Raw genomic sequence first — 20,833 nt, forward strand, 5'->3', positions numbered from 1 at the left:
CGATGGCCTTCACCCGCCGGGAGGGCGTCCGCGCCCTCCTGTGGCTCTCCCCCTGGCTCGTCGGCATCGCGGTCTTCTTCGTCTATCCGCTGGCCTCCACGGTGTACTTCTCCTTCCACCGCTACGACCTGTTCACGCTGGAGTTCATCGGCCTGGACAACTGGCGTTACGCCTTCTCCGACCCGCGCTTGCTGCAGTCGGGGCTCAACACCCTGTGGCTGGTGGTGTTCATGGTTCCGGCGCAGGTGCTCTTCGCGCTGGGCGTGGCGCAGCTGCTGACCAAGATCAAAAGCGGATCCGGCATCCTGCGCACGCTGTTCTACCTGCCGTCGCTGGTGCCGACGGTGGCCGGCACGGTCGCCTTCGTCTACCTGCTCAACCCGGCCACCGGCCCGGTCAACCAGGTCCTCGCCTGGATCGGGATCACCGGCCCCGACTGGTTCGGCAGCGCGGCGTGGGCCAAGCCCAGCCTGACCCTGCTGGCCCTGTGGGGCGCGGGCAACACAGTGATGATCTTCCTGGCCGCGCTGCTCGACGTGCCGAAGCATCTGTACGAGGCCGCCGCCATCGACGGCGCGGGGGCATGGCGGCAGTTCCGGAACATCACGCTGCCGGTCATCTCCCCGGTGCTGATGTTCTCGGCCGTGACCGGGGTGATCTACGCCGTGCAGTACTTCACCCAGGCGATGATCGCCTCCCGGGTCGCCTCGGGGGCGACCGACTCGGCCGGCAGCACGTTCACCCCCGGCTACCCCGACGGCGCGCTGCTCACGTTGCCCCAGCACCTGTTCCACACCGGGTTCCGCGACTGGTCGATGGGCCTGGCCTGCGTGTACGCCATCATGCTGTTCGCCGTCTCGATGGTGTTCACCCTGGTGCTGCTGCGCCAGTTCAACCGGGCGGAGGCGGCCTCGTGACGCGCCGCCGCGGCCTGGTCTGGATCGCCCAGCACGCCATCGCCATCGCCCTGGCGCTGATGTTCCTCGGCCCGGTCGTCTTCATCGTGCTCACCGCGCTCATGACCGACGAACAGGCCCTCACCAGCCGCCTGTGGCCCGACCAGTGGAACTGGCACAACTTCGCGGAGGTGTTCGCCCGCTCCGAACTGCTCACCTGGACGGCCAACACCTTCATGTACGCCTCCCTGGCGACGATCTTCATGCTGGCGTCGTCGATCCCGGCGGCGTACGCGCTGTCGCGCTTCCGGTTCCGGGGCGGCAAGGCGGCGTTCCTCGTGGTGATCAGCGCCATGATGCTGCCGCCGCAGGTGGTCGCGGTGCCGATCTACCTGGTGTGGGCGCGGCTCGGACTGACCGACACGTTGTGGCCGCTGATCCTGCCGATGTTGTTCGGCGACGCCTTCTCGATCTTCCTGCTGCGCCAGTTCCTCATCACGATCCCCCGCGACTACACCGACGCGGCGCGCGTCGACGGCTGCTCTGACGTGCGCATCCTGTTCACCGTCATCCTGCCGATGGCCCGCCCGGCGATCGCCGCGGTGGCGCTGTTCTCGTTCTTCTACTGCTGGAACGACTACTACGGGCCGCTGCTGTACGCCGGTGTCGACCAGGAGGGCTGGACCCTGTCGCTGGGGCTGGCCACCTTCAAGGCCTTCCACAGCGTGCAGTGGAACCTGACCATGGCGGCGACCCTGCTGGTCACCGCGCCGGTGATCGTCCTCTTCCTCTTCGCCCAGAAGGTCTTCATCGAGGGCGTCACGCTGACGGGAGTGAAGGGGTGAGGACGGTGCTCGCGGTCGACGGGGGCAACAGCAAGACCGATCTCGCCCTGGTCGCCGAGGACGGCACGGTGCTCGCCACCACACGCACCGGCCCCTTCCTCCCGCAGAGCGCGGGCGTCGCGGCCGCCGTCGACGTGGTCGACCGGGCCGCCCGCGACCTGCTCGGCGGCGTCGTGCCCTACGCCGACGTGCTGGCCGCCTACCTGGCCGGGGCCGACTTCCCGGCCGAGGAGGAGGCGCTGCGCGCGGAGTTCCTGCGGCGCGGGTGCGCCAAGGAGGTGGACGTCGCCAACGACGTCTTCGCGGTGCTGCGCGCCGGGGCGTCGCGGCCGTGGGGCGTCGCGGTGGTGTGCGGGGCCGGCATCAACGCCGTCGGCGTCGCCCCCTCCGGCGAGGTGGCGCGGTTCCCGGCGCTCGGCCGGCGGAGCGGCGACTGGGGCGGCGGAGAGGAACTGGCCGACTGGATCCTGTGGCACGCCTCCCGGATGGAGGACGGCCGCGGCCCGGCGACCGCGCTGGCCGACCTGGTCGTCGGCCACTTCGGCACGGCCACCGTCGAAGAAGTGGTGCTGTCACTGCATTTCGGCGATTTGTCCCCGGCTAGGCTGCATGAGCTCGTCCCAGGCCTGTTCACCGTCGCGGCCGGCGGCGACCCGGTGGCCAGGGAGGTGGTCACCCGCCAGGCCCAGGAGGTCGCCGTGATGGCGCGCGTCTGCCTCGAACGGCTGAACCTGCTGGACGTCGCCACCGAGGTGGTGCTCGGCGGCAGCGTGCTGACGGCGCGCGACCCGTACACGCACCACCTGATCGAAACCGCGATCGGCGCGGGCGCACCACGCGCCACGGTCGTGGTCGGCACCCTCCCCCCGGTCGCGGGCGCCGCCCTGGCCGGACTGGACCTGCTCCACGCGGACGAGTCCGCGCGCATCCGAGTTCGTGAACACTTCAGGAGGAGCGAATGACCAGGCTGTTCCCCGCCGCCCTCGCGCTGGCGCTGGCGACGTCGATAAGCGCCGCCCCGGCATGGGCCGACGCCACCCCCGCCCACGTGCGGGTGGACCAGGTGGGCTTCCTGCCGGGCGAGAGCAAGCACGCCTATCTGATGACGAGCGGCTCCGGCGGCCGCTTCACCGTGGTCGACCACCGCGGCCGGACCGTGCTCACCGGTCACGCGGGGGCCGACCGGGGCGCCTGGAACAGCGGTTACCCCCACGTCTACGACCTGGACGTCTCGAAGCTGCGCACCCCCGGCCGCTACCGGATCAAGGCCGGCGGCACCACCTCGGCCGAGTTCCAGATCGCCCCCAAGCACAACCCGGCCACCGACATCCTGGGCTTCTTCGGCCTCCAGCGCGACACCACCCACCACAACGACCGGGCGGCGTCCGTCTACGACTGGCCGACGTTCACCGGCCCCGACACCGACCAGATCAAGGGCGAGCTGACCAAGGTCGGCGGCCCGGTCGACGTGGAGGGCGGCTGGTTCGACGCCGGCGACTACCTGAAGTTCACCCACATCCTGTCGTACGTCGACACCCTCCTCTGGGCGGCCCAGCGCGACGGGAAGGTGCACACCCCGGCGCTGCGCGACGAGGCGGCCCACGGCCTGAAGTACCTCGACAAGATGTGGGACGAAAAGTCGAAGACCCTCTACATCCAGGTCGGCGTCGGCGCCGGGAACGAGGAGGGCACCTTCGTCGGCGACCACGACATCTGGCGACTCCCCCAGGCCGACGACGCCGACACCGCCGAGGGCCACCAGTTCATCCGCAACCGCCCGGTGTTCCGCGCCGCCGCCCCCGGCCACCCGATCAGTCCCAACCTCGCCGGCCGCACCGCCGCCGCCTTCGCCCTGGCCGCCCAGCTGGAACCCGACCGCAGGAAGGCCGCCCACCTGCTGGACCAGGCCGCCTCGGTCTACGCGATGGCCAAGACCGAAGGCGTCGGACAACTCGTGACCTCATTGCCGCACGCCTTCTACCCCGAGAGCGTCTGGCGCGACGACATGGAGCTCGGCGCCACCCAGATGACCCTGGCCGCCCAGCGCCTGCGCGACCCGAGGGCCGCCAGGTGGCTGGCCGACGCCGCCCGCTGGGCCCGCGGCTACCTCGACGAGGACCAGGGCGACACCCTCAACCTGTACGACGTCAGCGCCCTCGCCCACACCGATCTGGTCACCGCCATGAGGGCCGCCCGCGCCAGAGGCCTGGCCGTCTCAGAAACGGACCTGATCGCCGGCCTGAAGGCCCAGCTCGACATCGGCGCGGCCCGCGCCGCCAAGGACCCGTTCCGCGCCGGCGCCCAGCACGACGAGTTCGACTCCGTCCCGCACGCCTTCGGCCTGGCCGCCACCACCCACCTCTACCGCAAGGTCACCGGCGACCGCTCCTACGACGCCTTCGGCACCCAGCAGCGCAACTGGAGCCTGGGCGCCAACCCGTGGGGCGTCTCCTTCGTGGCCGGCGCGGGCGCCAACTCCATCGCCTGCCCGCACCACCAGATCGCCAACATCACCGGCAGGCCCGCCAAGGGCGCGGTCGTGAACGGCCCCAACAGCGCCGACCTCTTCGAGGACGGCCTCGGCGGCCACTTCGACGAGATGCCCCCCTGCCCGCCCAACGGCGTCGACGTCTACCACGAGTTCACCGGCCACGGCAGCCGCTTCGTCGACGACGTCCGCTCCTGGCAGGCCTCCGAACCGGCCGACGATTTCGCCGCGATCGCGCTGTACGCTTTGACCCTCACATCGTCATGATCATCGCCGCGGAGATGCAGTGAAGCCTCCCCTTCACGGGACCCCCAGCCTGATGCGCGCGATCAACGAAGGCCGGGCCCTGCGGGTCCTGCTCGAACGCGGCCCGCTGACCCGTCCCGAGATCGGCGAGCTCACCGGCCTCTCCAAACCGACGGCCTTCCAGCTCCTGGCCCGCCTCCAAGAGGCGGGCCTGGTGGTCGCCGACGGCATCCGCGCCGGCCAGCCCGGCCCGACGGCCGAGATCTACCGCATCAACCCCGACGCGGCGTATGTGGCGGCCCTGGACGTGACGCACGACCGCATCAGCGCCCAGATCGCCGACCTCACCGGCACGATCAGGGGCGAACACACCGTCACCCTGACCGAAGGAGTGCGCGGCCCGCTGGTCGACCGCCTGAGGGCGGCGATCGACGCGGCCGGGCCTCCCGGCCCCCTGCGCCGGATCGTGATCGGCGTCCAGGGCGCCGTCGACCCCACCACCGGCCTGCTGTCCTACGCCACCGACGAGGACCTCCCCGGCTGGCGCATCCCCGACCTGCTCCCGACGCTGCGCGAGGGCCTGGGCACGGAAGTCGACGTGGAGAACGACGTCAACCTCGTGGCCCTGGCCGAACAGGCCCACGGCGCGGCCACCGACTTCTCCGACTTCGTCCTGCTGTGGGCCGACGAGGGCCTCGGCTCGGCGTTGGTCATAGGGGGCCGCCTGCACCGAGGCTTCTTCGGCGGCGCGGGCGAAGTGGGCTACATGCCCACACCGGGCGTCGCCACCGCCCGCGACGGCGGCCGCTTCGGCCACCACGGCTACCAGGCCCTGGTCGGCGGCCCAGCGGTCCACGACCTGCTGCGCACCTACGGCGTGGAGGCCCCCGACTTCCGCCGCGCCGTATCGGCCGCGGTCACCCTTTCCGCAGGCACCGACCGCGCGGCCGAAGAGGCCCGCGCGGGCCTGCGCCTGGTGGCCTCACGGTTGGCGGTGGGCCTGGCGGCCATCGCCTCGGTCGTCGACCCGGGGCTGGTCGTGCTGACGGGCGGCCTGCCCGCGGCGGGCGGGGAACTGCTGCGCGACCTGGTCGAACGGGAACTGCACGCACTGACGCATTCGCGGCCGCAGGTCCGGTTGTCGGCACTGGAGGGGAACCCGGTGCTGGCGGGGGCGCTGGAGCTGGGGCTGACGGTCGTACGGGAGGAACTTTTCGAGGGCGTCCTGGTCAGCCGCTCGTAGACCTTGTCGAGTCCGTTGCCCAACTCGCGCGCCTCACAGACCGGTCCCCTCAAGAGGGTCGTGAGACAGCTCCTGATCGATACCGGCGTCCAGATCCGCGCGCAACTCGTCAACATCAAGCGTGCCGGCACCAGCGAAGATCTCCAACGCCTCGCCCACCGGAACGGCACGCCGCCGCATGATCGGTCCAACATCGGCAAGCGGCTCACCATCGATCCTCATACAAACCACTCCCTGAGTCGCTGACGAACTGCGCGGAGCCGATTCGATTCATCGAAGCGAAATTTCCAAAGAACGCGGGGCGACCGCAACTGGGCGGCGGTCGGCGTTGCCCCGCGCGGCCTCGGGTCAGTCTGCGGCTTGCGTCCGTATCTCCGCGAGCCGTTCGATCACGGTCTCGGCGAGCTCGCGAAATTCGGCGCGACATTTTTGCACATAGGTCTGTGTGCTGCCGATGGCCCCGTCTGCCGCTTTGAGATCGAACATCGGCTTGCGGGCATCGTGCGCAAGGGGCATCAGGCTTTGATAGTTCCGTAGCGTCGCGATCTCATGCGACCGATGATCGGATCGCCGTTCGTCGAGCACCGATTCGGCGAAGACGGAGGGAATGCGCTCCAGCCAGCGCCGGTAGGCCTTGACGGGCCGGTCCAGACGCATGGTCGGCTGCATGATCACATAGCCGAGAGGCCGCATGTCACCAGAAGGAGCGGGGATCGTCTTCGGCACCCTCGGCGACACGGTCTGCTGCCAGGTGGAGCGCCACGCTCGCAAAGTGGGACCGAGGTTTCGCAGACCCCGAAGAGAGAACAGGTCCGCGGCAAGAGGCATCAGCACACTGTCCGCCGCAAGGAGTGCGGCCCGGTTGATGGCGCCCAAGTTAGGCCCGACATCGATAAGGACGATGTCGGCATTCACCTTGCGGGCGGCGTCATCGATGATCCGGTAGAAGGCCGTGGTCGTCCGGATGGCGGCATGATCACCCGTGAAGCAGTTCGGCCATGCGGCGGAGAGCTTGTCTTCGAACGCACTCAGTTCGAGGTCTCCGGGGACGAGCCAGAGACCATCGGTAATGCATGTCGGCGCGTAAAAGGCGACGTCGCCGAGACCTTCCATGATCGGTTGAACCGAGGCCGCGACCGTCCCGGCGTCTGGGGTGACCCCGGGGAAGAGCACGTCGGTGAGAATCTGCTGCGTCGGTCCCCAGGATGAGACATCCGGTTCCCCCCAGAGCGTCGCGAGCTCCCGCTCGTCCAGGAACGCAGAAATCAGGTTGGCCTGTGGGTCCAGATCCACGGCCAGCACTCGACGCCCAAGGCGCTGAAGCATGTGGGCCAGATGGTAGGTGAGCGTCGTCTTGCCGACGCCTCCCTTGTTGTTGAAGAGCGCCACCGAGATCATTTTGCTCTCCTCAACGTCACCGACCACGACGATTCGTCGACGACGAACTCCGCGGGAGGATTGCCGTTGGCCTCCAGCGACGCCTGTATCCGGCCGATCCCCCGCCCGAACCGGTTGACGTAGCCCAGTGATTTCATCGCCGCGGCGAGCGACGGGTTCCGGTAGTCACTGACCCTGTCGAAGTTGTCGGCGCGCACCTGCCCGTAAGGTCCACCCGGGTTGGTGATCTCGATACGGTCGGCGAACCAGAGGACACGCACGGGCGCGTAGGAAGTCTCGTAGTTGCGGTGCATGACGGCGTTCATGCAGGCCTCGCGCAGCGCGGCGAGTGGGTAGTCGGGCCGCTGCACTTCCCGGAAGCCCTGGTCGTCCACCACCTGGGTGTGCAGGTGACCGCGGAACAGCGCGTCAAGACGACCGCCCAGGTCGACTATGTTGGACCGCAGTTCTTGGTCGTCAGCGATCGCGGCTTCCAGGCCCAGGCCGTCATACCGCACGAACTGCAGGTAGGCGCCCGGGATGAAACCACCCGGGTTGAACCCGAGAACGAGCAACCCCAGCACAGTCGGCGTGGCCGTCAGGTCAGCCATGCGTAGGCTCGCGAGTTGGTGCTCTTGCGGACGTCCGTTCTCCTCGATGACATCGGCAGAGACTACGGACGGCAGGTAGGTGGACCGGAACAACACCAGATCGAGGTCCTCCAACGTGCTGCCCGGTACGCTCCGCCCGTCGAACGGACCGTCGAGGGATCGACGGCGCTCGGCCAGCACCCGCTCATCCTCCCGGGTTGCCCTGCGTGTCGTCGGCCCCGGCCGCACCCAGACGACGCCGTCATATCGCACGGGCGGAGTCGCCGAGGCCTTAACGTGGATCCGGATCACCGGCCGGCTCTTGTACGTGGCCCTCTCCACGGTCATCGACGGCCGGTCCAGGATCTGGCCGCTATCGCGGTATTCAGTCAGCCTCAGCAGTTCCCGATCACTGGTGTCCAAGACGAGAACCGGCTCACCGTGATCATCCACTCCGATGAGCAGGTCCCCACCGCCACGCCCGCACAGATCGTTGGCGAGCGCGCAGATCGCCTGGCCGATCTCATCGCGACTGGACGCGGACAGCTTGAACTCCAGAACGGTGCTCTCTCTGTCACCAAGCTCGTCAACGAGATCAGTCGTCATGCCAGTCATTGTTCCGCCCAGTCACAGTCCACCGGATCAAAGAGCCCCGGTTCCTGGGCCCAGCCCCGCTGAATGTGCTCGAAGCAGACAACGTGCGATTGGCCGGACTCGGCTTCGCCCCCGGCCGGACAGAAGAGCGGAGTCCAGAAGCCAGGGTCCCACGAGCCTCCGCGGAACCTGACCCAGACCATATGGTCAAGGCCCGGTACCGGCATCACCTCAGCTTCGACGCTCTGCACTGGAGTCGACAGTCTCACCGGAGTCCGTGCCGAAGAAGCCCACGCTCTCCACTAAAAGATGATCATCTGCATGCCGGAGGTTAGCGCATGGAGACGGAACCTAGGTATGCACTCCGCACCCACATATTGAGATGCCCAAAAGAGAGAAGAACCACCAAAAATCCCGCCAAACTCCAGGCCTGCCCCTAAACACACGCGAGCGAAGCGAGCACGATCCGAGCGAAGCGAGGCCCTACCAGGGAGCGCGAGGGGCGGAGCCCTTCGCCAGGGAGCGCCAGCGACCCCGGAGCAAAGCGACGCAAGGGGCGCGACCGCGCACCAGGGGGAGCGCGAGGGGGCAAAGCCCTCTCGTATCGGGGGGTTCGGGGGGTCGTCCCCCCGTGGACAAACGAGAAACGGCTCGTGACAGCCGCCCCGAAGGGGCGTCAACCACGAGCCGTTACGAGTGGAGGTGGCGGGAATCGAACCCGCGTCCTTCAGCACCGAGTCAGGGCTTCTCCGGGCGCAGCCTGTTTAACGTTTTCTCAGCCCCGGCGCTCTCACAGGCGAGTCGCCGACGGGCTCATCCGCTGTTTGATTTCCCACCTTCCCCCGCGGCCGGCGAAGATGGTGGAGCCTCCTAGCGATGCCAGATCCCGGGCCGGAGGCGATCCCGGGCTGACACGGTTTAACTCGTCTGCTTAGGCAGCGAGAGCCAGGGAACCCTGGCTAACCGAAGTGGCCTTGGTATTGGCACTTATTTGTTCGCGGACACAGTGTTAACGAGGTTATGTCCGCCGTCCTCGGCCCGCTTCCCCTGGCTTGTAATGCCAAAGTCGAAACCGGTCACCCCCTGTGCAGTTGTCAAACCCGTCCGCGCAAGCGTCCGGACACCGCAACTTTACCCGTACAACCACCCCGCCGCGAACACGTATTCCCTCATGGCGCGAGCGCGCCGAAGAACGACCCGGCCACGGCGGGGGCTGCGCCGGGCACGCCGGTCTCGACCATGACGGCGATGGCGATGTCGCCCTGCCAGCCGACGAACCAGGAGAGCTGGCGGCGCTGCTTCTTCTCGGTGAAGCCGACGTGGGAGGCGACGCCGTAGACCTCGGCCCCGGCGACCGAGGCGGCCTTGGCGGAGCCGCTGGTCACCCCGGCCCTCATGAGGGTGCGGAGGGTGGCGACGCGGCCGGGGTCGAGGTTGATCGGCTTGGGCGGGGCGGCGGGGGTGACGACCTCGGAGCTGACGTCGGGCAGGGCGGGGCTGCTGACGAGGACGGGCGGGCGCCAGGTGCCCGACTGGACGGCCGCGGCGACCAGGGCCATCGCGAGGGGGCTGACCTGGACGCTGGTGCCGGCGATGACCTTGGCACGGGTGGCGTCGGTGGCGGGGGCGGGGACGTGGCCGCTGTGGCCGGGGAGCGGGAGGGTCCAGTGGGCGCCGATGCCGAACTGCTGGGCGCTGAGGAGCAGGTCGTCGCTCTTGACCATGCGGGCCAGGGAGGCCAGGGCGGTGACGCAGCCGTGGGCGAAGTCGGCCTCGAAGGTGGGGGCGGCGGCGGTGACGCCGACCTGCTGGAAGCGGGCGCCGCCGACGGTGCGGTCGGCGGTGCAGGGGATCTTCGCCTGGGTGTCGAGGTCGTTCTTGAGCAGCGCGTCGGTGGAGACGATGGAGAACGCCGTGCCGGGCGGGAACTTGCCGGCGAGGGCGTCTTTCTGCTGGTGGAGGCCCTTGGTCGCGATGGCGCGGATCTCACCGGTGGAGGCCTGGACGGCCACCAGCGCGGCCGGCTGGGAACCGGCGACGGCCAGGTCGGCGGCCTGCTGCATGGCGGTGTCGAGGGTGGTGCGGACGGGGGTGTTCTTGCGGCCGGGCCACGACTTGAGCTCCTTGACCTGCTCCCACGTCTTGGTGTCGAGGATGACGACGCGGGTCTCGGTGGAGCCGGTGAGCTGGTCTTGGTAGGCCTTCTGGAGGCCGTCGCGGCCGACGGTGTCACCGGCCCGCTGGGGGCCGCCGAGTTGCTGCTCGCTCTCGGGGGTGACGGCGTTGACGCGGCCGACGATCTGGGCGGGCGACTTGGGGGCGACCGGCGGGTGGACCTCGGCGATGGTGAGACCGGTGATCGCCTTGAGCTTGGGGGCCAGCTCGCGGTATTTGTTCGGGCCGAAGGTGGCGAGCTGGACCGCGTCGGTCGGCGGGGCCGACAGGATGCGGCTGAGCAGGCGGTCCTGCGCGAACCCGGTGATCTTGGAGAGCTCCTCGCAGACCTTGGCCGGGTCGGTCAGGTTGGCGGGGATCACCTGGGCGACGAACTGGGTGTCGTCTTCCTGGAGGGTGTCGCCGTTGCGGTCGATGATCGGCTGGCGGCCCTCGGGGTCGATCTTCACCGCGAGCCGCTGGCCCTCGTGGAGGTCGGGGTGGACGACCTCGGGCGACCAGTGCACCTTCCACCGGCCGTCGATCAGCCGCAGCGGGAGCACGCTGTCGTACTCCCACAGCGGGTTGTTCTCACCCAGGTTGACCTCGGCGGAGAAGTCGGCCGACGCCGTGTCGCCCTCGCGGTTGATGGTGCCGAGCGCGAAGCGGATCGAGGCGGCGTCGAGGTGGAGGCTCGCGTCGCCGAGCGCCTTCACCACCGTGGCGGGGTCGGCGTCGGCCCGGCGGGCGGCCATCTCGTAGTCGCCGGTCTGCCAGCCGACGAGAAAGTCGCGGATCGCCTCGTGGGGGGACGGCTCCTCGAAGCAGGCGGTCAGGCCGGGCGCCAGAAGCGCCAGCGTGAGCGCCAACCGAAGGGGACGACGGGCGGTCACGGCCTAGCGGCCCCCTTTGCGCCGGATCGCGCTCGACATGGCCCGCTGCATATCCCGGTTGTCCTGCTTCTCACGGAGGGTCTGGCGCTTGTCGTAGTCCTTCTTACCGCGGGCGATGCCGACCTCGATCTTGGCCCGGCCGTCTTTGAAGTAGAGGGCCAGGGGGATCAGGGTGAGGCCCTTCTCCTTCAGCGTCGCGTGGATCTTGCCGATCTCCTTGCGGTGCAGGAGCAGCTTGCGCTTGCGCTTGGAGGCGTGGTTCGTCCAGGTGCCCTGGGCGTATTCGGGGATGTGGACGTTGTAGAGCCACGCCTCGTCCTCCTCGACGGCGGCGAAGCCGTCGGTGAGGTTGGCGCGGCCCTCGCGCAGTGACTTCACCTCGGTGCCGGTCAGGACCAGACCGGCCTCGTAGGTGTCTTCGATGAAGTATTCGTGACGGGCACGTTTGTTCTGGGCGATGACCTTGCGCCCGGTCTCACGAGGCATGGCAAGAGCCTACCGGCGGCTCGTCACACCCGCAGATAGCGGCGGAGCGTGATGAACGAGGCGAGGATACAGATGATCACGCCGATGGCCATCGTGCCGGAGATGATCCCGGCGACGGTGTTCCAGCCGAGGGCCTCCGGGATGAAGTTCTGGATGCTGTCGAAGATCAGGAGCTTGCTGGTGATCAGCATGACGGCGGCCAGGACGCCGCCGATCAGGCCGGCGATGACACCCTCGAGGACGAACGGCAGCTGGATGTAGACGTTGGAGGCGCCCACCAGCCGCATGATGCCGGTCTCGCGGCGGCGGTTGAAGGCCGACAGCCGGACCGTGTTGCCGATCAGCAGGGTGGCGGCGAAGACCATCGCGAAGGCGACCGACAGGGCCATCCACTGGAGCTTGTCCATGAAGCCGAAGTAGCTGTCGAGCAGCTGGCGCTGGTTGACGATGTTGGAGACGCCGGCCTGGCCGGTCAGCTCCTCGGTCACCGCCGCCGACTGGTCGGGGTCTCCCAGTTTGACCCGGAACGACTCCGGCATGTCCTCGACCTTGAGGAAGGAGGCGAACACGTTGTTCGACTGGTTGTCGAGGAAGTTCTTGTAGGCCGTGGCGGAGTCTTCGAAGATCACCTCTTCGACCTGCGGCATGCCCTTGATGACGGCCTCGAGAGCGGTCTTCTGCTCCTCGGAGATGCCCTTCTTGTCCGTGCACGGCTCGAAGGGGGAGTTCTCCTTGCACAGGTAGACCGAGAGCTCGACCTTGTCGGACCAGTAGCTGGTCATGCTCGAGACCTGTGAGTTGATCATCAGCCCGATGCCGAGCAGCGCCATGCCGACGGCAACGGTCACGATGACCGCGATGGTCATCGTGAGGTTGCGACGGAGGCCGATCCAGACCTCGGAGAAGATGAAATTCGCCCGCATGCTTCCTTCTTAGTAAGCCTGGCCGTAGACACCCCGCGACTGGTCGCGGACGATCTTGCCATCCTCCAGCTCCACCACACGCTTGCGCATGGAGTCCACGATGGCGGCGTCGTGCGTCGCCATGAGGACGGTGGTGCCGGTCCTGTTGATGCGGTCGAGCACCTTCATGATGCCGATGCTCGTCGCGGGGTCGATGTTTCCCGTCGGCTCGTCGGCCAGCAGGATCATCGGTCGGTTGACGAAGGCCCGCGCCATGGCCACCCGCTGCTGCTCGCCACCCGACAGCTCGTCGGGCATGCGGTGGGCCTTACCTTCGAGGCCGACCAGCTCGATGACCTCGGGGACGACCTTGCGGATGAAACGGCGCGGCTTGCCGATGACCTCAAGGGCGAACGCCACGTTCTCGTAGACGTTCTTGTTGGGCAGCAGCCGGAAGTCCTGGAAGACGCATCCGATGCGGCGCCGGAGGTGGGGCACCTTGAAGTTGGACAGCTTGGAGAGGTCCTTGCCGGCGACGTGGATCGCGCCGGAGTTGGGCCGCTCCTCTTTGAGGACCAGGCGGAGGAAGGTCGACTTTCCCGAACCCGACGGCCCCACGAGGAACACGAACTCGCCCTTGTCGACATCGACCGAGACATGGTCGAGCGCGGGGCGATTCTGGTTCACATAGACCTTGGTGACATTATCGAAATGGATCACGGGCGCATCACGGCATGCCAGTCTAGGGGGCGGGGGACATCCATACCGGAGTGCGCCGGTCTCTTTGCTCCAGATCGACTTCCGGTTGGACCAGAGCTCAGTCTAGGGGTAACACTGGCATGGAACGTCCATAACGGAAACAAAACGATTAGGGCATAGGTAAAGGGCCGATGAGCTGCGAACACTTGGTATGCGCCGCGTGCGCCGCACCTGTGGTGGAGGGTCGCTGCCCCTCCTGCCGTGCCGCCAGGGAGAAGATGCACCAGCACGGATTCCTGGGATTGCCACCACTTCTGGTGGCCCTTGTGATAGTGCTCGCCCTCGCCCTGACGGCGCTGAAGGTCGCCTACAGCTGACCTATTCCTGGCCCGACTCCTGGCGGCGCATCCAGCGGATCTCGCCTTCGATGAACTCGTCGAGGTCGCCGTCGAGCACCGCCGTCGGGTTGCCGGCCTCGACCCCCGTGCGCAGGTCTTTGACGATCTGGTAGGGGTGCAGCACGTAGTTGCGGATCTGGGTGCCCCAGGAGCTGGTGGACTCGCCGCGCAGCTCGCTCATCGCGGCGGCCTCCTCCTGCCGCTTGCGCTCCAGGAGCTTGGCCTGGAGGACGGCCATCGCCGAAGCGCGGTTCTGGAGCTGCGACCGCTCGTTCTGGCACGACACCACGATGCCCGTCGGCAGGTGGGTGATGCGCACCGCCGAGTCGGTGGTGTTGACGCCCTGGCCGCCGGGGCCCGACGACCGGTAGACGTCGACCCGCAGGTCGTCTTCGTTGATGTCGATGTGGTCGGTCTGCTCGACCACGGGCACGATGTCGACCCCCGCGAAGGAGGTCTGGCGGCGGCCCTGGTTGTCGAAGGGGCTGATGCGGACCAGCCGGTGGGTGCCGTGCTCGCCGCGCAGGGTGCCGTAGGCGTAGGGCGCCTTGACCGTGAAGGTGGCGCTCTTGATGCCGGCCTCTTCGGCGTAGGAGGTGTCGTAGACCTCGGTGCCGTAGCCCTTGCGCTCGGCCCAGCGCAGGTACATGCGCAGCAGCATCTCGGCCCAGTCGGCCGCGTCGACGCCGCCGGCCTGGGAGTTGATCGTCACCAGGGCCTCGCGGGCGTCGTATTCGCCGGACAGGAGGGTGCGGACCTCCATGGCGCCGATGTCGGTCCGCAGGGAGGCCAGTTCCTTGTCGGCCTCGGCCAGCGTGTCGTCGTCGCCCTCTTCGGCGGCCAGTTCGTAGAGGACCTTGAGGTCTTCCAGCCGGGAGGTCAGCCCTTCGACCCGGTTCACCTCGCCCTGGAGGTGGGAGAGCTTGCTCGTGACCTTCTGGGCGGCCTCGGGGTCGTTCCACAGGTCGGGTGCCGCGGCCTGTTCGCCCAGCTCGGCGATCTGCTTGCGCAGGCTGTCGAGGTCGAGCACGTCCTGAATGCTGTTCAGGGTGCCGGTAAGCTCGTTGATCTCTTCTGCTGGATCGATGGCTGCCACGTTTCTAAAGGGTACGCGAACACCGGACCGACTCAGGTACGGTCCCTTTTGCACAAGGGAGGGGGATTCACCATGCGCCGAGCGCTGATCCTTCCCCTGGCGATCTCGCTGGTCGCGGCGTGCACGACCAAGACGCCGGCGCCCAGGCCGAGCCCGGTCGCCGCCACCACGAAGCCCTCCCCCAGTCCGGCCCCGCCCGCCCTCACCCTCGACGAGGCGGCCAGGGCGGCCGACGTCTTCCTCGGCGCCGACGACGTGATCAGGAGCATGGGCGACGGCCGGATGGCCCTCGACCGGGCCAGAGACGGCCAGGACCCGCTCGTGCTGGCCGAATATCGGTCATCCGAAAACAGGCCCATCCGATACTCCTGGGGGCCGCGCAGACTGATCGTGCCGCGCCTGCAGAAGGGGGTCACGCCGTGGTTCGCGGCGGTGGCCGAGCGGCGCCACGGCAAGGTGAGGCAGACCGCGATCATGACGTTCATGAAGGAGGGCGAGTTCTGGCAGCGCGGGCTCACCACCCTGCTGAACAGCGGCGCGGTCCTGCCCGAGATCGCCGAGGACGCCGAGGGCTACGCCGTCTCCCTCGACGCCCGTGACCAGTCGATCGCGATCAGCCCCAACCTGCTGGGCCCCCTCCACGCGACCGTCGCCGAGGAGGGCCCCGACGGGTTCACCTCCGACCTGATCGAAGAGGGCCCGCTGACCAAGGGGTTCTACGACGACATCCGCGCGCAGGAGTCCGTCTACCTGAGCCGGGGCTTCGACTACATCTCGATCTTCGCCGCCGCCGCGTCCTACCCGGTGCAGGCGGTCCGCACCGCCGACGGGGGCGGCCTGGTCTTCTACACGCTGACCCGGACCACCACCTACATCCCGGAGGTCCTCTTCGCCGAGGGGTCGAGCCTGCCGATCCCCGACGACGCCAAATGGGACCTGACCAACCCCATGATCGTCAAAGACCGGCGGATCCAGGAGACCCAGCAGTTCCTGGCGCTGGTCCCGCCCCGCACCTCTAGGGCGCGGGCCGAGATCATCGCCTACGACGGCCGGATCACCCAGGCCAGCGCTACGGAGTAGCGCGCGGCAGGCCGCTGGTGGCGACCAGGGTCCTGATCGCGCGCAGCGCCACCGACAGGGTCGCCAGGTCGAAGACGTCGCTCTCCCAGATCTCCGACAGGGTCTGCCGCGACCGGGTCACCGCCGCCTCGTTGGCCTCCGACCAGCGGGCCAGCCGCTCCTCGGGCGCCTCGCCCGGCTTGCTGTGCACCAGCACGTCGTGGGTGAGGCTGGCGTGGGCGGCGTAGAGGTCGTCGCGGAGCGCCGAGCGGGCCATCGTGTTCCACCGGCTGTCGCGCGGCAGCGCGATCACGCGTTCGCGCAGGCGGGCGAGCTGGACGCGGTCGGCCAGGTCGAAGTAGACCTCGGCCACCTCGCTGACCGGCCGGTCGGTGGCGACCGCGATCTCGACCAGGTCGAAGGTCGAGTAGGCCGGCACCATCGCGGCCACCCGCTCGGCCAGCTCGTCGGGCACGCCGCGGCCGATGAAGTGGTCGCGGCGCTCCTCGAAGGCGGTCAGGTCGGGACCGGTCAGGAGCTTGGGCAGGTTCGGCAGCAGGGCGGCGCCGTCGGCGAAGAACCGGGCCGAGGCGGCCAGGTCGAGCGGCGGGCGGCGGTTGTTGAGCAGCCAGCGGGTGCCGCGCTCGGACAACTTGCGGCCTTCGAGCAGCATGGCGAGCTGGGTGTCGACGCCGACCCGGTTCTCCAGGCCCTCGACCTGGCGGCGGAACGCGGGCAGGTCGAAGACCTGCCGGGTCACCAGGTAGGCCCGCGCGATGTCAGGCGTGGAGACGCCCAGCTCCTCGTGGAACCGGAAGACGAAGCTGGTGCCGCCGTTGTTGACCAGGTCGTTGGTGACGCCGGTGGTGATGATCTCCCGCCGCAGCGGGTGACCGTCCATGAAGGTCTGGTACGACTCCCGCAACGCCGACGGGAAGTAGGAGATCAGCCATTCGCGCAGCGCCGGGTCGTCGGGCAGGTCGCTGGCGAGCACCTCCTGGTCGACCACCAGCTTGGTGTAGGCCAGCAGCACCGAGAACTCCGGCGCGGTCAGCCCGAGCCCGGCCTGGCGGCGTTCGGCCAGCACCTTGTCGGAGGGCAGGAACTCCAGCGCCCGGTTGAGCTGCCCCTGCCGCTCCAGCCGCCGCAGGTAGCGGGTGTGGATGTGCAGCATCTCGGCGGCCTGCTTGCGGGCCGCGGCGAGCACCACGTTCTGGGCGTGGTTGTCGCGCAGCACCAGGTCGCCGACCTCGCCGGTCATCTGGGCCAGCAGCCCGTTGCGCTGCTTCTCGGTCAGGTCGCCCTCGCGGACCGCCTCGTCGAGGAGGATCTTGATGTTGACCTCGTGGTCGGAGGTGTCGACCCCGGCCGAGTTGTCGATGAAGTCGGTGTTGACCAGGCCGCCGCGCAGCGCGAACTCGATGCGGGCGAGCTGGGTGAAGCCGAGGTTGCCGCCCTCGCCGATGACCTTGCAGCGCAGGTCGGCCGCGTTGACCCGCAGCCCGTCGTTGGCCTTGTCGCCGACGTCGGCGTTCGACTCGGCGGCGGCCTTGACGTAGGTGCCGATGCCGCCGTTCCACAGCAGGTCGACCGGGGCCCTGAGGATGGCGCTGATCAGGTCGTTCGGAGCCAGTGAGCTGACGGCGGCGTCGATGCCGAGCGCGCTCCGCATCTGCGGGGAGACCGGGATCGACTTGGCGGTACGCGGCCACACCCCGCCCCCGGTGGAGATCAGGTCGCGGTCGTAGTCGTCCCACGAGCTGCGCGGCAGGGCGAACAGGCGCTCGCGTTCGGCGAAGCCGCGGGCGGCGTCGGGGTCGGGGTCGACGAAGACGTGACGGTGGTCGAAGGCGGCCACCAGGCGGATGTGCCGCGAGAGCAGCATGCCGTTGCCGAACACGTCGCCCGACATGTCGCCGATGCCGGCGACGGTGAAGTCGGTGGTCTGGGTGTCGACCCCGAGGGTGCGGAAGTGGTACTTGACCGACTCCCACGCGCCCCGGGCGGTGATGCCCATGGCCTTGTGGTCGTAGCCGACCGAGCCGCCGGAGGCGAACGCGTCGCCCAGCCAGAAGCCGTAGTCCTTGGCCACGCCGTTGGCGATGTCGGAGAACGTCGCGGTGCCCTTGTCGGCGGCGACCACGAGGTAGGTGTCGTCGCCGTCGTGGCGCACCACGTCGGCGGGCGGCACGACCTCGCCGTGGACCAGGTTGTCGGTCACGTCGAGCAGGCCGGAGATGAACTGCCGGTAGCAGGCGATGCCCTCGGCGAGGAACTCCTCGCGGCCGCCCTGCGGCGGGTGCTTGACGACGAAGCCGCCCTTCGACCCGGTCGGCACGATCACGGTGTTCTTCACCATCTGCGCCTTGACCAGGCCGAGGATCTCGGTCCGGAAGTCCTCCATGCGGTCGGACCAGCGCAGCCCCCCTCGGGCCACCTTGCCGAAGCGCAGGTGCACGCCCTCGACGCGCCGTCCGTACACGAAGATCTCGAACTTGGGCCTCGGGAGGGGCAGCACGCTGATCGCCTGAGGGTCGAACTTCAGTGAGGTGTACGGCTTGCGCCGGCCCTCGGCGTCGTGCTGGAAGAAGTTGGTGCGCAGCGTCGCGCTGACGCATTCGAGGTAGGCCCGCAGGATGCGGTCCTCGTCGAGCGAGGCGACCTCGTCGAGGGAGGCCAGCACCTCCTCGCGCAGCGCGGCCGACATGTCCTCGCGGGAGGTCTCCGGCAGGCGCGGGTCGAGCCGGGCCTCGAACAGGCGCACCAGCAGGCGGGCCAGCCGCAGGTTCCCGAGCAGCGTCTTCTCGATGTAGTCCTGCGAGAAGGTGGCCCCGGCCTGGCGCAGGTACTTGGCGTAGGCGCGCAGCACCTCGGCCTGCTCCCAGGTCATGCCGGCGGCGAGCACGAGGGCGTTGAAGCCGTCGTTCTCGACCTGGCCCTTCCACAGGGCGGCGAAGGCGTCCTGGAACAGGCGCTTGAAGTCGTCGGCGGGCAGCTCCGCCGACCGGGTGTAGCGCAGCCCGAAGTCGTAGATCCAGGCGTCCTTGGTGCGCGGGTCGTTGTCGCGGTCGACCTGGTAGGGCCGCTCGTCGACGACCTCGACGCCCATCCGCGCGAGCAGCGGCAGCACATGGGACAGGGAGATCGCCGCGCCCAGGCGGTAGAGCTTGAACCGCCACTCCCCCTCGGCCGCGTCGAGCGGCTCGTAGAGGTTCATGGCGATGTCGTCGGCGTCGTCGTCGCTGAGCTGTTCGAGGCGCTTGAGGTCGGCGACGGCGGCGCGGGCCGGGAAGTCGGCCTTGTAGCCCTCGGGGAAGGCGACGCTGTAGCGGCGGGTCAGGCCCGGCACGTCGGCCTCGTCGCACAGGTCGGCGATGGCGGCGGCGAGGTCGTCCTCCCAGGTGCGGGTGGCGGCGGTGACCCTGGCCTCCAGGGCGTCGGCGTCGACGCCCTCGGTGGTCAGCGGCACGCCGCGCTCGCCGCGGATGACGACGTGGAGCCGGGCCAGCGCCGACTCGCCGATCATCGCGCTGTAGTCGAGGGTGTGCCCGCCCAGCGCCTTCATCAGCAGGTCCTGGATCTGCAGGCGGACCTTGGTGGTGTAGCGGTCGCGCGGCAGGTAGATCAGGCAGGAGATGTAGCGGCCGTAGTCGTCGCGGCGCAGGAACAGCTTGACCTGCTTGCGCTCGCGCAGCCGCAGCACGCCGAGGGCGATCGGCACCAGCTCGTCGGCGGAGATCTGGAACAGCTCCGCGCGCGGGTAGGTCTCCAGGATCTCGATGAGGTCCTTGCCGTCGTGGCTGTCGGGCGTGAGCCCCGCCTTCTCCAGCACGGCGGCCAGCTTGCGGCGCAGCAGCGGCACCCGGGAGATCGACTCGTTGTAGGCCACGTGGGTGAACAGGCCGAGGAAGCGGCGCTCGCCGACCACCTCGCCCTCGGGCGAGAAGAGCTTGACCCCGACGTAGTCGAGGTAGGCGGGACGCGAGACGGTGGCCCGGCTGTTGGCCTTGGTGACGATCAGCACCTGCTTCTCGCGGGCCTTGGCGCGCAGCTCCGGCGGCATCGCGGCGAAGCTGCCCGAGCCCGCCCGGTCGGGGCGCAGCACGCCGAGGCCGGTGCCCGGCTGGGAGGTCAGCGTGTCGTCCTCTTCGAGCCGGTATTCGCGGTAGCCGAGGAAGGTGAAATGGCCGTCGGCCAGCCAGTGGAGCAGCTCCAGGCTGTCTTCGACCTCGCCGGGGTCGAGCGGCGGCGGGTTGACCGCCAGGTCGTCGGCGGTGGAGACGGCCAGGGCGCGCATCTTGGCCTGGTCTTCGACCGCGCCGCGCACGTCGTCGAGGACACGCAGCAGGTCGGATTCGAGGAGGCGGCGGGCGACCGGGTCGGTCTGGCGGTCGATCTCGATGTACATCCACGACTCGGCCAGGGTGAGCCCGGTGACGTCCATCTCGTCGGGCCCGAGGAGCCGGCCGGTCATGTCGCGGCGCACCCGCATCTGGGGGTGGACGATCAGACCGGTGCCGAGGTCGTGCCGTTCGATCTCGTTGGTGACCGAGTCGACCAGGTAGGGCATGTCGTCGGTGACGATCTGGACCACCGAGTCGCCGAGGTCGCAGCCGTGCTCGTCGGGGGCCTGGGGAAGCACCCGCACCAGCGCCCTGCCCTGCGGCCGGACCGCGGCGAGCCTGCGGTGGGCCAGCGCCGGACCATAGATATTGGCGGGGTCACGGTCGGCGAGGTCGTCGCGCGGGACGTTGCGGTAGAACTCCCGCAGATAGTCGAGAACGTCGGCGTCGGCGTCGCCGCACGCGGCGGCGGCCGCGCGGAGCAGGTCGTCGAGTTCCCCGGCCGGATCGAGCGGCATCGCGGT

Annotated in this window: 15 protein-coding genes and 1 other RNA gene; 6 read left to right on the forward strand and 10 right to left on the reverse strand. The window is 68.9% G+C overall.

Annotated elements, in window-relative coordinates; translation table 11 throughout:
- The first annotated feature begins 2 nt into the window (after positions 1–2).
- From QSK34_RS31805 to QSK34_RS31825, 5 genes are read left to right on the forward strand one after another with little or no spacing between them, the layout of a single operon-like run.
- The gene (locus tag QSK34_RS31805; protein WP_285589555.1) at positions 3–917 is read left to right on the forward strand and encodes a carbohydrate ABC transporter permease; all 915 of its coding nucleotides are present in this window, start codon (positions 3–5) and stop codon (positions 915–917) included.
- Positions 914–1,741 (forward strand): carbohydrate ABC transporter permease, encoded by an 828-nt coding sequence (locus QSK34_RS31810; protein ID WP_285589558.1) that lies wholly within the window; start codon positions 914–916, stop codon positions 1,739–1,741. Before QSK34_RS31805 ends, QSK34_RS31810 begins: the two co-directional genes overlap by 4 nt.
- On the forward strand, positions 1,738–2,703 hold the full coding sequence (locus QSK34_RS31815; RefSeq protein ID WP_285589561.1) for an N-acetylglucosamine kinase: 966 nt from the start codon (positions 1,738–1,740) through the stop codon (positions 2,701–2,703). The genes QSK34_RS31810 and QSK34_RS31815 overlap by 4 nt, the downstream gene beginning before the upstream one ends.
- Entirely contained in the window at positions 2,700–4,496 is a 1,797-nt protein-coding gene (locus QSK34_RS31820; RefSeq protein ID WP_285589563.1) for a glycoside hydrolase family 9 protein, read from the forward strand. Before QSK34_RS31815 ends, QSK34_RS31820 begins: the two co-directional genes overlap by 4 nt.
- Before the next feature lie 19 nt (positions 4,497–4,515).
- Entirely contained in the window at positions 4,516–5,718 is a 1,203-nt protein-coding gene (locus QSK34_RS31825; protein WP_285589565.1) for an ROK family transcriptional regulator, read from the forward strand.
- 33 nt (positions 5,719–5,751) lie between these two features.
- On the opposite strand, the gene QSK34_RS31830 is transcribed toward QSK34_RS31825, so the two are convergent.
- From QSK34_RS31830 to prfB, 9 genes are all read right to left on the reverse strand, one after another.
- Complete coding sequence (locus tag QSK34_RS31830) at positions 5,752–5,940, reverse strand: hypothetical protein (RefSeq protein WP_285589568.1); 189 nt, start codon at positions 5,938–5,940, stop codon at positions 5,752–5,754.
- A 126-nt stretch (positions 5,941–6,066) separates the two neighbouring features.
- Positions 6,067–7,116 carry a ParA family protein gene (locus QSK34_RS31835; protein ID WP_285589570.1) on the reverse strand — a complete coding sequence of 350 codons (1,050 nt, stop codon included), beginning with the start codon at positions 7,114–7,116 and terminating at the stop codon, positions 6,067–6,069.
- A complete protein-coding gene (locus tag QSK34_RS31840) occupies positions 7,113–8,291 on the reverse strand; it encodes an ATP-binding protein (protein WP_285589572.1) in 1,179 nt (392 codons plus the stop codon). Before QSK34_RS31840 ends, QSK34_RS31835 begins: the two co-directional genes overlap by 4 nt.
- A gap of 682 nt (positions 8,292–8,973) precedes the next feature.
- Positions 8,974–9,363, reverse strand: a transfer-messenger RNA (tmRNA) gene (gene ssrA, locus QSK34_RS31845).
- A gap of 85 nt (positions 9,364–9,448) precedes the next feature.
- Positions 9,449–11,326, reverse strand: a complete 1,878-nt coding sequence (locus tag QSK34_RS31850) for a penicillin-binding transpeptidase domain-containing protein (RefSeq protein ID WP_285589574.1) — start codon at positions 11,324–11,326, stop codon at positions 9,449–9,451.
- A gap of 3 nt (positions 11,327–11,329) precedes the next feature.
- Positions 11,330–11,812 carry an SsrA-binding protein SmpB gene (gene smpB, locus QSK34_RS31855; RefSeq protein WP_030451216.1) on the reverse strand — a complete coding sequence of 161 codons (483 nt, stop codon included), beginning with the start codon at positions 11,810–11,812 and terminating at the stop codon, positions 11,330–11,332.
- A 23-nt stretch (positions 11,813–11,835) separates the two neighbouring features.
- The gene (gene ftsX, locus QSK34_RS31860) at positions 11,836–12,735 is read right to left on the reverse strand and encodes a permease-like cell division protein FtsX (protein WP_161481557.1); all 900 of its coding nucleotides are present in this window, start codon (positions 12,733–12,735) and stop codon (positions 11,836–11,838) included.
- Positions 12,736–12,744: 9 nt separating this feature from the next.
- The gene (gene ftsE, locus QSK34_RS31865) at positions 12,745–13,434 is read right to left on the reverse strand and encodes a cell division ATP-binding protein FtsE (RefSeq protein ID WP_030451218.1); all 690 of its coding nucleotides are present in this window, start codon (positions 13,432–13,434) and stop codon (positions 12,745–12,747) included.
- Positions 13,435–13,791: 357 nt separating this feature from the next.
- The gene (gene prfB / locus QSK34_RS31870) at positions 13,792–14,907 is read right to left on the reverse strand and encodes a peptide chain release factor 2 (RefSeq protein ID WP_285589578.1); all 1,116 of its coding nucleotides are present in this window, start codon (positions 14,905–14,907) and stop codon (positions 13,792–13,794) included.
- A 72-nt stretch (positions 14,908–14,979) separates the two neighbouring features.
- Between prfB and QSK34_RS31875 the strand changes: the two genes are divergently transcribed.
- A complete protein-coding gene (locus QSK34_RS31875; protein WP_285589580.1) occupies positions 14,980–15,987 on the forward strand; it encodes a DUF8094 domain-containing protein in 1,008 nt (335 codons plus the stop codon).
- On the opposite strand, the gene QSK34_RS31880 is transcribed toward QSK34_RS31875, so the two are convergent.
- The gene (locus QSK34_RS31880; RefSeq protein WP_285589581.1) at positions 15,977–20,827 is read right to left on the reverse strand and encodes an NAD-glutamate dehydrogenase; all 4,851 of its coding nucleotides are present in this window, start codon (positions 20,825–20,827) and stop codon (positions 15,977–15,979) included. The two genes, QSK34_RS31875 and QSK34_RS31880, sit on opposite strands and share 11 nt — an antisense overlap.
- Positions 20,828–20,833: the final 6 nt, after the last annotated feature.

It is taken from the genome of Herbidospora sp. NBRC 101105 (assembly GCF_030269205.1).
Lineage (GTDB): Bacteria > Actinomycetota > Actinomycetes > Streptosporangiales > Streptosporangiaceae > Herbidospora > Herbidospora solisilvae.